At 51.8% G+C, this 13,200-nt stretch carries 11 protein-coding genes; 1 reads left to right on the plus strand and 10 read right to left on the minus strand.

Translation table 11 applies throughout. From position 1 onward, the window contains the following. Positions 1-58: 58 nt before the first annotated feature. The 10 genes from BN3911_RS07340 to BN3911_RS07385 form a co-directional block, all read right to left on the minus strand. Positions 59-1,720 carry a type 2 periplasmic-binding domain-containing protein gene (locus BN3911_RS07340; protein WP_066863437.1) on the minus strand — a complete coding sequence of 554 codons (1,662 nt, stop codon included), beginning with the start codon at positions 1,718-1,720 and terminating at the stop codon, positions 59-61. Between the two features lie 75 nt (positions 1,721-1,795). Next, the gene (locus BN3911_RS07345; RefSeq protein WP_207644506.1) at positions 1,796-2,719 is read right to left on the minus strand and encodes a carbohydrate ABC transporter permease; all 924 of its coding nucleotides are present in this window, start codon (positions 2,717-2,719) and stop codon (positions 1,796-1,798) included. A gap of 14 nt (positions 2,720-2,733) precedes the next feature. Continuing rightward, positions 2,734-3,687, minus strand: coding sequence for an ABC transporter permease (locus BN3911_RS07350; RefSeq protein ID WP_066863443.1), 954 nt, complete (start codon positions 3,685-3,687; stop codon positions 2,734-2,736). A 526-nt stretch (positions 3,688-4,213) separates the two neighbouring features. Next, a complete protein-coding gene (locus tag BN3911_RS07355; RefSeq protein ID WP_066863445.1) occupies positions 4,214-5,218 on the minus strand; it encodes a stage V sporulation protein AD in 1,005 nt (334 codons plus the stop codon). A 13-nt stretch (positions 5,219-5,231) separates the two neighbouring features. Then, positions 5,232-5,687, minus strand: coding sequence for a stage V sporulation protein AC (gene spoVAC, locus BN3911_RS07360; RefSeq protein ID WP_372496197.1), 456 nt, complete (start codon positions 5,685-5,687; stop codon positions 5,232-5,234). Positions 5,688-6,171: 484 nt separating this feature from the next. Further along, complete coding sequence (locus BN3911_RS07365; RefSeq protein WP_066863451.1) at positions 6,172-6,945, minus strand: PHP domain-containing protein; 774 nt, start codon at positions 6,943-6,945, stop codon at positions 6,172-6,174. A 190-nt stretch (positions 6,946-7,135) separates the two neighbouring features. After that, positions 7,136-7,519, minus strand: coding sequence for a VOC family protein (locus tag BN3911_RS07370; protein ID WP_066863454.1), 384 nt, complete (start codon positions 7,517-7,519; stop codon positions 7,136-7,138). 22 nt (positions 7,520-7,541) lie between these two features. After that, a complete protein-coding gene (locus BN3911_RS07375; RefSeq protein WP_066863457.1) occupies positions 7,542-8,906 on the minus strand; it encodes a UDP-N-acetylmuramoyl-tripeptide--D-alanyl-D-alanine ligase in 1,365 nt (454 codons plus the stop codon). Between the two features lie 128 nt (positions 8,907-9,034). Beyond that, positions 9,035-10,369 (minus strand): C1 family peptidase, encoded by a 1,335-nt coding sequence (locus BN3911_RS07380; protein WP_066864291.1) that lies wholly within the window; start codon positions 10,367-10,369, stop codon positions 9,035-9,037. Positions 10,370-10,463: 94 nt separating this feature from the next. Continuing rightward, positions 10,464-11,930, minus strand: coding sequence for a UDP-N-acetylmuramoyl-L-alanyl-D-glutamate--2,6-diaminopimelate ligase (locus BN3911_RS07385; protein WP_066863459.1), 1,467 nt, complete (start codon positions 11,928-11,930; stop codon positions 10,464-10,466). A gap of 300 nt (positions 11,931-12,230) precedes the next feature. On the opposite strand from BN3911_RS07385, the gene BN3911_RS07390 reads away from it, so the two are divergent. Then, positions 12,231-13,187, plus strand: a complete 957-nt coding sequence (locus tag BN3911_RS07390) for a substrate-binding domain-containing protein (RefSeq protein ID WP_306286934.1) — start codon at positions 12,231-12,233, stop codon at positions 13,185-13,187. Positions 13,188-13,200 lie beyond the last annotated feature (13 nt).

Consider the following 13,200-nt stretch of genomic DNA (forward strand, 5'->3'; position numbering starts at 1 on the left):
AAGGATTTCTCCTTCCCCTGCGGTTACCAGTATTTTACTTTTAGCTCTTCAGTTCAACTCAGCCCTGATTGGTTTTGTTGTCCTGATATGCCTGCAGCTTTTCAGCCTGGGCATTGTAGACTTCCTGGGCCTCTGCAACTGCCTCTTCCAGACCAAGGCTGTTCAGAGTGGAAATGTAGGTATCCCAGTTGTCCACTGAATCCTGTCCGCCGATAACGGCCCAGATATAGCGGTTGACTTCATCTTCCACGTCGGCCTGGATGGGAGTAAAGAGGGTCAGGTCGGCAGGGTTCCGCCATTCCACCAGCTGGGCGGCGCGGTCGCGGCTGTTGGCGCCGGATTTCTCAAACAGGGCCTTGGTTTCAGGAGTGTTGGAGATCAGGCCTTCGTCCTTGCGGTTGAACAGGTTGTTAAACAGGTTCAAACCGATGTTCTGGGTATTGTTTTCATCGGATTCTGGCGCGATAATCGGATTGTAAAGGCCGTTTTCGTCGATGGTATAATCCTCACCCTCAACGCCGTAACGTCTTTCAATGTAGTTGTCGAGCCCGCACATATCGTCATACATGGCATACAGCCGCTCGGGATCCGTAGCGGTATTGGTGATGCCGAAATAGGCCCAGGCAGCGCTGGTAGCGGGGTCGTCCTGAGGATTGCCGTTTTCACCCTTTACCTGGTCAATGGGAACCCACTTGGCGTCGGGGTTGCTGGCATAGAAGCTCTTCATGGTCTGGGCATCGGGGTTATTGTATGCGCACCAGCTGTAGGTGACGCCGAAGCCGCCGTTGGCCATTTCCTCGTCGCGGTCGGTATCCTGGGTGATGTTGGGGGTGATATAGCCCTTGGCATACAGTTCGGAAACGTCCTGGAGCCAGTTCTTGGTGTTGGGCATTGCGGGGCCGTAGCCTACGTTGCCGTCGGCATCCACTGTCCAGCGGTTGTAATGGGTGTAATCGTAGCTGTAAATCCACGGGATGAAGGAACGGGGGTCGTAACCGTCGCCGCCCAGACCGTAGGTATCTTTCTGGCCGTTGCCATCGGGATCATCCTCAGTAAAGGCGCGCATGACCTCTTCCAGCTCTTCGATGGTGGTGGGAACCTCCAGCTTCAGGTTATCCAGCCAATCCTGACGGATCCACAGGCACTCGCAGGAGGGCTCGGAAACGTCGCCGGGAATGCGATAGACAGCGCCGTCGTCCTCTGTGGCATAGAACAGGGTCAGGGGGTCCATCTTGTTGTAGTAGTCGCGGATGTTGGTGTACTTGTTCATGTACTCGGAAACATCCACCAGCTTACCGGCGTTCTTCCACTGCAGGAAGTCGTTATCCATGCCCCACCACCACATGATGTTGGGGGTATCGTCGCCCGCCATCAGCAGGTTGATTTTGGACTGGCCGTCGGTCCAGCCAGGCAGGACCACCAGTTCGATGTTGACGTTGTACTTTTCTTCCAACATCTTCTCCACACGGCTGTCAGACTGGGTAAAGCCAGTCATAACTGCGATAGTCACATCCATAGTGTCCTCGCAGGCCGTAGGGTCGATCTTTTCACCAGAATTGGTTGTAGTGCCGGAAGTTTCTGTCTTGCTCTCAGTGGAAGCCGTAGAAGCCTTTCCGGAACTGCTGCTCTCGTTGTTGCCGCTGCCGCAGGCCGCGAAAGCGCTTACGCAGAGCGCCAAAGCCAGAACGGAACAGACAATTTTCTTCAGAGTGTTCTTCAAGTTGTTTTCCTCCTTGCATATTTTTAGATTGTCTATATTCTCGGCGTTTCCGCCGACAATCCCAATAGTAAGGGCTTAGCCCTTCACACCACCGATCATAACGCCCTTCACAAAATACTTCTGCACGAAGGGATAGACCACAAGGATGGGTACCGTGGCCACCACGATGGAAGCCGCCTTGATGGTGACGGCGTTGGTATTGGACTGGGCCCGCACGTTGACGCCCGCTGCCTGCATGGCCTGCTGGGTGTTGGTGAGCATGTTGCGCAGCACCGCCTGCAAGGACCATTTATCCGTGGCCTGGATATACAGAACGGTTGAAAAATAATCATTCCAATACATCACGGCGTTGAACAGCAAGATTGTTGCAATGGTGGCCTTGGACAGCGGAAGAATAATGCTGAAGAAAATGCGCATATCATTGGCGCCGTCAATGCGGGCGGATTCCTCCAGGCTCTCAGGAATGGAGAGGAAGAAGCTTTTCATGATGATACAGTTGTAAGCGCTGACCAGCATGGGCAAAACCAAAGCCCAGCGGTTGTCGTACAGACCCAAATTCCGGATCAGCAAATAGTTGGGGATCATGCCTGCGTTGAAAATCATGGTGAACAGCACAAGAACCATGATGATTTTGCCGCCGCGAAGCCTGGTCTTGCTTAAGGGATACGCCGTCATAGCCGTTACCAGAGTGCCCAGTACGGAGCCGACCACTGTGGCAAAAATTGTGGTTCCAAAACCGGAATAAATCTGCGGGTTTTTAAACACGGATACATAGGTGTCCAGGTTGAAGCCCTTGGGGTACAGGAACACGCCGCCCTTGAGAGCCTCCTCCATGGAACTAAGGGACTGCATCAGCACATGCCAGAAGGGGTAGAGCATCAGCAGGCACAGCAGGGTAAAGAAAGCGTAATTGAACACGGTAAAAATTTTTTCCCCTGTGGAGGTCTTTATCTTATTCTTTTTTGCCGGAAATTCCATCGCATCTATTGCTTTTGCCATTTCTTGTTCCCCCCTTACCAAATACCTTCGTTGCCGGATTTCTTAGCAGCGAAGTTCACGCTGACGATCAGGATCAGCGCGATGACAGATTTGAACATGCCTGCCGCCGTACTGAAGGAATAGTTCGTCTGCTTGATGCCGATTCGGTATACATAGGTATCGATGATATCCGCCACATCATAGACCGGTGCGGAATACAACATGAAGATCTGGTCAAAGCCCGCGTTCAAGATGTTGTTGCAGTTGAGAATCAGCATGATGATGACCGTAGGCATAATGGCGGGAATCGTGATGTGCAGCAACTGCTTAAAACGCTTGGCGCCGTCGATGGAGGCCGCCTCATACAGCTGCGGATCAACTCCGGAAAGGGCCGCAAAGTAGATGATAGTGCCCCAGCCCATGCCCTTGTATACATCGCTGATAACCAGCATGGGGACGAAGGCAGATTTACTTGTCAGCACCTGCATATCCTGACCTGTAAACGCCTTGATAATTGCGGTGATGATTCCGGTGGAAGGATCCAGGAAGTTCATGATCAGGCCGCCCATGATAACCCAGGAGATAAAATAGGGTAGGTAGAGCAGGGTCTGAGAGACTTTTTTAAATTTTATGCTGCGCATTTCATTCATCAGCAATGCCAAAATAATGGGAATTGGGAAACCGATTACCATTTTCCAAAGGCTGATGACGATGGTGTTTTTAAATACCTTGAGAAAGGCGGGCTTTGTAAACAAATCGGTAAACTGCTGGAAACCCACCCACTGACTCTTAGAGGGGTCAAATGGATTGTAATCCATAAAGGCAATTCTCAGATCATACATAGGTATGTACTTGAAAATGAAGAAAAAGACGAGACCGGGCAGCAGCAATAAGTATAGCCATTTGTCCCGGATCAGGTTTTTCCCCAGCCTGGCCCAGTATCCTCCCGAGCGAGGCTTTTTGACCGGCTTCGTACTAGCAGTTGTCATTAGAACCCCTCCTGCGATAAATTTTGTTCCATCCCTTTTGCCGGAAGCCTGGATACGAACCTGGATACGATTCGCAGAACAGCAGAGAAGAGACGCTTGTTGTTCAAAAAGCGGGCTGCCCGGAAATACGCTTCACTTTATCCCGAACAATGTCTTCTTTACGTTTTGTTTCTCTGTTAAGAGAAACAAAACGTAAAGAAGGGGTACCCCTTCTTTTTTAGGCCTCGGTCGATGTTGCCACCATTCTAGCACACAAATTGGAATTTGTAAAGAATTTTTGATACATTTTCACAAATGACAATTGATAGCAAAAGTTAAAACTATAAACAATTTCATTATTGTAATTATTTATTCACGATTTTGACAATTATTTCCAGTATCTTGACCTGTCTGTATTCCAATCAAATGTACTAAAAAGATCTCTCATTATCAGGATTTTTCGCCTATCACTGCGGCTTCCAGCAAAAAAGCCCCTCTCCGCCGGTACCTCCCTATCAGGGAGTCCGTACGAAAAAGGGCCAGGAATTTAATTCACCGTAAGATTGAGAATATGGCACACGCCTGGAATATTCTCTCCCTGCTGCTGGGAGGTGGGAGACATCAGCGCGCCGGTAGCACAGAAGAGGATATTGCGCAGTTTGCCGCGTTGCATTTTTTTGAGCAGATGGCCACACAATACAGAGGCTGAACACCCACAGCCGGATCCGCCGGCATGCACATCCTGAGTTTCCCGGTCATAGATCATCAGGCCACAGTCGTTGTGAACGCCTTTCAGGTCGATTCCATTTTCCCCCAGCGTCTGAAACAGCAGTCGGGTCCCCACCAAACCCAGATCCCCTGTAAAAATTCCGTCGTAATCGGAGGGAACGGTGCCTGTGTCCTCCAGAAACTCATAGATGCTGGTCGCTGCTGCCGGGGCCATAGCCGCCCCCATATTGGCCGCATCCTTCACGCCCAGGTCCACAATCTTCCCGGCCAGCCCCCGGCGGATTTTGACTGCTCCGTCTTTCCCTACTATGGCGCATCCGGAAGCAGTGGCCGTCCATTGAGCCGTAGGCGTACGCTGGGCTCCATACTCCAGGGGCGTTCGGAACTGGCGTTCCGCAGAGCAGAAATGAGAGCTGGTAACCGCCACGGCACGTTCCGCCGCTCCGCTTTCCACCATAACGGCGGAAAGCAGCAGGGTTTGCGCCATAGTGGAGCAGGCTCCGTACTGCCCCAAAAAAGGAATCTGAAAATCCAGCAGGCCGAAGGTGGAGGAAATACACTGGTTCAACAAATCCCCGGCAAAGATGACATCCATCTGCCCCGCCGTAAATCCAGATTTCTCCAGAGCCAGCGCCACCGCTTCCTTCTGCAGCTGCGCCTCTGCCTTTTCCCAGCTTTCCGTATTTAAGGTTGTATCCTGAAAAGTTTGGTCGTAGTCGGCCCCCAGGGGTCCCTCCGCTTCTTTTTTCCCGCCGATGGCCGCATGACCCAGGATGGTGGGCGGCATTTCAAATTCCAATGTGTTTTTTCCAATGCGTTTCATTCAATACGCCTCCTCAGTACAGATGGAAGAAAAAAGCGATAAAGCCAAAAACCACGGACGCTGTGATGCCGAATACCAAAACAGGACCTGCTACCGTAAACATTTTAGCGCCCAGCCCTGTGATAAATCCCTCGCTTTTAAATTCCATGGCAGGCGATACCATGGAATTTGCGAAGCCGGTGATTGGCACCAGCGTACCTGCGCCTGCCACCTTCGCAATATTGTCGTACCAGCCCAATGCTGTGAATACGGCGGAGATAAGAATGAGACTTACGGATACAAAGGCCCTGGCATCCTTAAGTTCCAGGCCCAGATTCTGATAGAGCTGGCAAAGCACCTGCCCAATGGTACAGATAAATCCGCCGAACAGAAATGCAAAAACGCAATTCTTCAAAACAGGCGAATTGGGAGACGCCTGCTTCACCATCTCGCTGTATTGCTGTTTGGAAGCGGTTTTCAAAACAGAGATTCCCCTTTCCGGTCAAGAATAAAACTGCTGAGCATATTCTTTGTTCCGATTGAAAAAATATACATCTTCCACACGGTAAGACAGCGAAACAGATTCCGCTGTCCCGCTTATTTTCCGTCCCTGTTTTTCTTTTTATATTTCTCACACCAAACTGGAAACCGACCTTCCCGCTCATGATGCGCCCGGCATTCTCTGCAATTTCCATGCCTGGGACAAGCTTTGCGCCTGCAGGGGCAGGGCTTTTTTTCAGAATTTTCCCTGCAAAATTCTACTACTTCTTTCACAGTTTTCCATCTCTCCTGATTTTTTGTTTTTCCAGGCGTCTTCCATTATTATATCCCTGCAGCATGCCAAAACCGGTGGTTCCAATTTCTATTCTCGTTTTCTCAGCCTGCCGCCCGTGTCCATTGAATACGGGCAACAGGAAGGAGCTGTGACGCAATGAAAAAGCGTCACAGCCCCTTCCATTTGGCAAACAGTGAATTCATTGGTACAAAGCCGATCGCATTTCGGAAATATTCTTACCCACATCCTCCGGCCTGTGAGCATCGGATGCAAATTGAATTTGGACGTTTTCCCTTTTAAAAATGTCTAGCATGGACAGATTCATCCCCATTTCAGGGAAACCGTAATTCAGGGCGAGCCCTCCGCTTTGTTCCGCATACATGTGGTGGCGGTTCAATGCGTCCGCCAAAAGTCTGTATTTCGGAGTGAGATCACCAGCGGGGAAAAAGTGAAAACATTTTATCGAATCGGGATGAGCCAGACCGGTGAATAATCCACTGTTGACCAGGGCAAGCATGGAATCGTAATATTGGTTGTAAAGCAACTCAACATTGATATCTTTCCAGAACTCTGCCCTATGGTCAAAATCAAATCCATTTACCCAATGGATCGATCCGGTTGCAAAATCAAAGGGAAAAGAAGTGATAAAATCCGAAATTAGATTTTCGTAGTCCGGGAAATAGCATACTTCCAATCCCCACTTTATCTGTATGGGGAATGTGTATTGCCGCATTTCAGCAATGAGATCCGTATACTGCTTGATCGTGCAGCCTGTTCTTTTTTCATACCATGAGTTCTGATACTCGCTATAGCTGCGTATTCCGGCATACATGGGCGAAAACTCCTGAAACCTGTGAGAGTGTTCCAGAAGATAGATCTCATCCAGCCCCATCTCTACGGCCTGTTTCACAAAGGTATCGATCCATTCCTTCGTGTAGGGACCTCTTTCGATATGAATATGGACATCTTTCATGGTGATTCACTTCCTTTGGCAGGCAGATCGTTCAATATTTTCCCACATCACAGAATGACAGTGAACCGAATGGAATTTCCGCTCGGACTTCTGACCGATGTTTTACCGCAGTGCAGCATATACCTGTTGCAGTCTAGCGTCACAGCTCCTTCCTGCTGCTGTTCTGCTGTCTATGGACTATAGGCCTTCCTCACAGATACTGGTTAAACTCCACCTTCTCCTTGTTCGGCCCTTCAATCGTAAAGAATTTTACACCATTCTCCCAAAAAGGGAGTGTCTCCAAACCATTGCTGACTACGGGATATCCCTTTTCCTGAGCCAGCGCATATACCCTGTCCACATCGCTGACATCGATGGCGATATGGTCGATGGCGCCATAACACTGCGCGGCGTGTTCTCCCACCTCGTAAGTTTCGATCACGATATTCTGCAGCTTTAAAAAGGCGCATTTTCCATTCTCCGTCTGCCAGGCCACTTCAAAACCCAGCTCTCCATAGAAACGAATGGTCTCCTCGATGCTTTTCGCCGGCAGCCCAATATGCTGCAGCCCCAATACAAACTCCTTGATTTCCATTGCTTTTGAACTCCTTTTTGCTTTATTCGGACGTTTCAGCTTTCAATGCCGAAACGATCTCGTCGGTTTTCATTCCCCGGGATCCCTTGACCAGCACGGCATCGCCCGCTTGAAGCAATTCCCGAAGACGTGCCGCCGCTTCCTGGTTGGAGGCAAACCATTCAGCCTTTTCTGAACCGTAGCCCGCCACAATATCCTTTGACAGCGGACCAATCCCAAGAAGCCGGTCTACGCCCTTCTCTCTGGCGTACCGGCCAACTTCCCAATGGCCCTGCCTGGCATACTCCCCCAGTTCCAGCATATCGGCCAGCACCGCCACCCTTTGTCCCGACGCCCGAACGGTCATCAGTACATCCAGGGCGCTGCGCATGGAATCGGGGCTGGCGTTGTAACTGTCGTCAATGATCACAAGGCCGTTTAACTCAAACACCTGTTGGCGCATGGCTGGAGCCTTATACGCGGCAATCGCCCGCACCGCCTCTTCCGCAGGCACACCAAGACTTCTGGCAACCGCCATAGAGCACAGGGCGTTGCGCACATTGTGCAGGCCCGCAGCGGGCACAAACATCTCCAGTTTTTCTCCGGATCTGGAAACACAGGTAAAAAAGGTTCCTTTATCCGCCTCATTCAGCCCGGTAGCCCTCCAATCGCACAGAGGGCCCAGGCCAAAGGTAACCACCTTGCGCCTGCAGCTATCCTTCAGCGCGGGCAGCAGGTCATCGTCTCCGTTCACAAACAGGATGCCGTCCTCCGGCAGATAGTCGGCGATATGAAGTTTTTCCGCCAGGATGTTTTCCCGGGTTTTCATGTATTCAATATGAGAGACACCTATGTTTGTGATCACTGCAAAAGTTGGCTTCACCACAGCGGCAATCCGGGCCATCTCCCCGGGCATGCTCACACCCATCTCCACCACAGCGGCCGTATGCTCTTTTTTCAGGCCGAAGACGGTCTGAGGAACGCCCACCTGGCTGTTCTGGTTTCCGGCCGTTTTCAGCACATTGAACCTGGCGGTCAGGGCCTGGGCGATCATTTCTTTCGCCGTGGTTTTCCCTACGCTGCCAGTGACCCCCACAATGGGCAGCTCAAACTGGCTTCGGTAATAGGCCGCCGTTTTTTGAAGGGCAGCCCGGCAGTCGTTCACCAGCACTACAGGCTGCTCCCGCAGGGGAATTTCATGGTCGGTAAAAGTGGCGGCAGCTCCGTTTTCAAATACGGAATCAATGTAGACATGGGCGTCCGTCTTCTCCCCCCGGATAGGCACAAACATGACGCCTGTTTTCACCGTACGGCTGTCTGTGGAAAAGGCCGTCACTACCGTGTTCCCATCGCCGCATAGGAGCTTTCCTCCGGCAGCTTTCACAATCTCGGAAATTTTCAGTCTCATAAAGATAACTCCGTCTTCTCAATCAGAATGTTTTTTAGAAAGGAAGCACGCCGTACAGGCGGCAAGGGCAAGTCTTGTGAATTCCATCGTACCGCCGCAGGTAAATACCGCTCCGGGCAGATGGGAAGTCAGGCAAGAGACCCCATGGGATCCCAAGGCTCCAGCAAGATAGGGGCCTGTTCCAGCTCCGAAAGCTGTTCTGCCGTGAGATACTTTTTATGTACCACAACCTGATAGGTATACTCTGTGAACCACTCGTCGCTCATCACATAATAGCCCTCTGCCCCGGCCTCTTTGCCCCAGCTATTCTCCACTCTCCAGCGGGTGGGCTTCCCGGCTTCATCCAGGTTCACCCCCTGGAATACCATAGCATGGGTCATCAGGCTCTCGCCGTAATCGAGGCGCTCCGCCTTATCCATTCCGAATTCCGTTCCGAAAAGCTCCCCGGCACACACCGCATCCAGGTCCATGATGCCGCCGTCGCGGATGGAACACTGCCCCACATCGCAGCCGAACCAGACAGGTTCCCCAGCTTTCAGCTGGGCAATTGCCGCATTCTTCAAATCCTCTGCCGGCAAGTTCAAATACTTTACAGGACGGCTTTCCTTCACATTTCCCAGCATTTTCACCGTATAGGTCCGGTGATACGGCTTATCTGCAGTGGGCGCGTTGATGAGGCTGACATAATCCGCCATATTCCAACCCACATATTTCTCAAAAAACTCTTTTCCGGTGATGTTCTCTTCCCGGATAAATTCCTTCTTCTTATTGCGTATCTCAAAGGGGAAGCTTTTAGGCGGCTTTCCCAGCGCAATGCAAAGCATGTGATACACCGTTTCCATCATGCCTTCCTTCCGTGTGCGCAGCTCATCCGCCGCCTTTCCCTCTGCGTGGGCCTTACGGAGCACGCAGGCGAACTCCCGAAGCTTGCGGGTCATATAGGTGCACAGTTCCCGTGTAGCGGAAGACGGCGCCGTCTCGGGCATGGCCTCCTTGGGCACTACGCCGTATTTTTCAATCAGATTGCAGAGCATATCCCATTGACCGCCGTCGCCCAGGGGATCTTTCAGCAGGTGGCTGATCAGCCGTCCGTCCGTAGGCTCCTCCAGAGTTTCCAGTATATTCTCGAGAAAATAATTGGCCTTTTCCAGCTTGTCATAAAACAAGGTGTAATTCTGGGAGAGCTCAAAGCTTTCCAGATTCAGCTTCTGCATCACAGCGAACCGCATGGTATTCAGCGCAGCAAACATCCAGCAGCGGCCGGACTGCTTCTGGTTGGTGATCTTCCCCTGCTCCAGCATGACGGAGAACTGATGGCGGTCTTTTCTCATAACCTCGGGATTGGTAGCCGCCTTCACAATCCCGTTGGCAGTGACAGCCCTCATGGCCACTTTTTTCGCCAAGTCGGCGTCAAAAGCGCTTTCATAACGTTCCAGCTGTTCTATCGTAAGATTTTGTTCCATCTTTATATATCCTCCAATTCTGATCCGGCCCCGGCTACTCTTGCCGGCGGCCGGTCCTGTTCCTTTTCCGCGCAATTCTGCAGCGCCCGCCGCCCTACGCCTGCTTTTCTTTCATTTCCCGCAGGATTTCCCGAATGACGACCCTCTCGTCAAAAGGTCGTTTTACCCCCTCAATTTCCTGATAATCCTCATGCCCTTTCCCTGCCAAAACGATGATATCACCGTCCTGCGCATGTTCCAGACACCAGCGGATCGCCTCTCTCCGGTCAGGGATCTCAACGTATTTCCCAGCTGTCTTATGGATTCCCGTCTTGATATCCTCAATGATATCCAGCACATTTTCAAACCGGGAATTATCTGCCGTGAGCACAGAGAGATCCGCCAGCCTGCCGCTCATCTCTCCCATCTCATACCGGCGTACTTTAGGCCGGTTCCCCCCGGCGCCGAACATACAGATCAAGCGTTTCGGTTCATATTCCCTCAAGGTGACGAGGAGGTTTTCCATACTCACCGCATTGTGGGCATAATCCAGCAGCAGGGTATAGTTTCCCGGTACCGGAACCGGCTCCACCCGGCCTTTGACCTTCACCCGGGAAACGCCCTGCTTCATGGCCTCCACCGGGATCCCCAAAACATGGCAGCAGGCGATGGCCGCAAGGGCATTGTAGGCATTGAAACGCCCTGGAATCCCCACCTCTGCGGTAAAGGCAAGCTCTCCGGCAACTTCAAAGGCGATACCCAGGAAGCCCGGGCGGGTCAAATGGCGGCAGTCCGCCCCACGCAGCTGAGCCGCCTGCCCGAAACCGTAGGTCTTTACCTTGCAGGTATGCCCCTTCAGGATACCTTCCACGTTATCATCATCCAGATTGACCACGCCGGTTTTGCACATGGAAAACAGTTTTGCCTTGCTTTCCAGATATTCCTGCATATCTCTGTGCTCTACCCCGCCGATATGGTCCTCGGAAAAATTGGTGAACACGCCCACCTCAAAGGGGATCCCTGCAACCCGCTGGTCCTTCAGCCCGATGGAGGAAGCCTCCATCACGCAGTATTCACAGCCCGCGTCCGCCATGCGGCGCAGGTGCTTCTGCACCTCATAGCTTGCCGGCGTGGTATTCTCCAGCGCGGTTACCTCATCGCCAATCAGCACGCCGATGGTTCCCATCACGCCGGCTTTATGTCCGGCACTTTCCAGAATGGAATGCACCATATAGGCCGTTGTGGTCTTCCCTTTGGTGCCTGTAATGCCGATCACCTTGAGTTCACGCTCCGCCGGATTCCCAAAAAAAGCGGCGCTGAGCAACGCCAGCGCTGTTTTAGTATCCCCGGTGAGGAGAACCTGCGCGCCCGGGGCTTCCACCGGCTCCTCCGCCACAATGACGCAGGCGCCCGCACGCGCCGCATCTGCCGCGTAGCGGTGTCCATCAGAAGCAGAACCCCGCAGGCAGACAAAGAGACAGTCCGGCTTTACCTTCCGGGAATCGTAAACAATATCCGACACCTCCACCTCCTGGAACCCGCTGGAAATTCCCAGGGAAGACAACAGTTTCGATAACTTCATGTGGCCGATCCATCCTTTCTGAAAAAGAAAGCTGCTGAAAAACAGAAAGTCCGAAGAATCCTTTCATAAGGGTTCCCCAGGTCTTCTTTCCTAAAATTTTACGCTCTGAAAGTGTCTTTCATGATACTCTTTTCCAATAATATTGTCAACAAAAAAGCCGCTTTACACATTTCCGAAACATCCGATTTTACTTTACTTTTATTTAACAATTTACAGATTCGGTATTTAACATAGGCAGGGTATGATTACGGCCGTAGACAGAAAGCAATAGACCAAACTTTACAAAGGAAGGTAATTTGTATGAAAAAAGCAGTATCAGCCATTGCGGCAGTCACCCTGTGCGCCGCGCTTCTCGCAGGCTGCGGCAGTACGGAAAACTTCGGCTCCTCCACATCTCCCGCATCCAATGAGAACTCCGCCTCCACTTCCGCCTCTTCAGCATCGGGCGAGTCCAGCGCTGCAAGCACTTCCGCTTCCGGCCCCATCACCGTGATCTCCCGGGAAGACGGTTCCGGCACACGGGGCGCATTTATCGAGCTCTTCGGTGTGGAGCAGAAAGATGACAGCGGAGCAAAAGTGGATTACACCACCGAGGATGCGGAAATCTCAAACAGCACCGAGGTCATGATCCAGTCTGTGGCCGGAAACACCGCCGCTATCGGCTACATCTCCCTGGGTTCCTTGGACGAGACGGTAAAAGCTGTAAAAATCGACGGTGCAGAAGCTACCGTAGACAACATCAAGAGCGGTACTTACAAGGTGTCAAGACCCTTTAACGTTGCCATGAAGGGCGACTCCGCCAATGAGGTTGCCAAAGATTTTCTCGCCTACATCATGAGCCAGGAAGGCCAGGCCGTAGTTTCTGAAAAAGGTTATATTGGTGACGACAGCGCCGCGCCCTACGCCGGCACCAAGCCCTCCGGCAAAATTGCCGTAGCCGGATCCTCCTCGGTTTCTCCGCTGATGGAAAAACTGATTGAAGCTTATCAGGCTTTGAACCCCGGCGCCGACATCGAACTTCAGACCAGCGATTCCACCACCGGTATGACCAACGCCATTGACGGCGTGTGCGATCTGGGCATGGCTTCCCGTGAGCTCAAACAGGAAGAACTGGATGCAGGCCTTGTAAACACAGTGATTGCCACCGATGGCATAGCGGTCATTGTAAACAATGATTCTCCCATCGACGAACTGACAAGCGACCAGGTAAAAGCCATCTATACCGGTGAAACCACCGATTGGTCCGAGCTTGCCTAAAATACTCGAACAC

Origin of the sequence: Neglectibacter timonensis, assembly GCF_900048895.1 — a bacterium.
In the GTDB taxonomy this organism is placed as follows: domain Bacteria; phylum Bacillota; class Clostridia; order Oscillospirales; family Acutalibacteraceae; genus Acutalibacter; species Acutalibacter timonensis.

Coding starts and splice junctions, on each gene's coding strand:
- BN3911_RS07345 (WP_207644506.1), bottom strand. CDS start 2,719: ATGGCAAAAGCAATAGATGCGATGGAATTTCCGGCAAAAAAGAATAAG.
- BN3911_RS07350 (WP_066863443.1), bottom strand. CDS start 3,687: ATGACAACTGCTAGTACGAAGCCGGTCAAAAAGCCTCGCTCGGGAGGA.
- BN3911_RS07355 (WP_066863445.1), bottom strand. CDS start 5,218: ATGAAACGCATTGGAAAAAACACATTGGAATTTGAAATGCCGCCCACC.
- BN3911_RS07365 (WP_066863451.1), bottom strand. CDS start 6,945: ATGAAAGATGTCCATATTCATATCGAAAGAGGTCCCTACACGAAGGAA.
- BN3911_RS07370 (WP_066863454.1), bottom strand. CDS start 7,519: ATGGAAATCAAGGAGTTTGTATTGGGGCTGCAGCATATTGGGCTGCCG.
- BN3911_RS07375 (WP_066863457.1), bottom strand. CDS start 8,906: ATGAGACTGAAAATTTCCGAGATTGTGAAAGCTGCCGGAGGAAAGCTC.
- BN3911_RS07380 (WP_066864291.1), bottom strand. CDS start 10,369: ATGGAACAAAATCTTACGATAGAACAGCTGGAACGTTATGAAAGCGCT.
- BN3911_RS07385 (WP_066863459.1), bottom strand. CDS start 11,930: ATGAAGTTATCGAAACTGTTGTCTTCCCTGGGAATTTCCAGCGGGTTC.
- BN3911_RS07390 (WP_306286934.1), top strand. CDS start 12,231: ATGAAAAAAGCAGTATCAGCCATTGCGGCAGTCACCCTGTGCGCCGCG.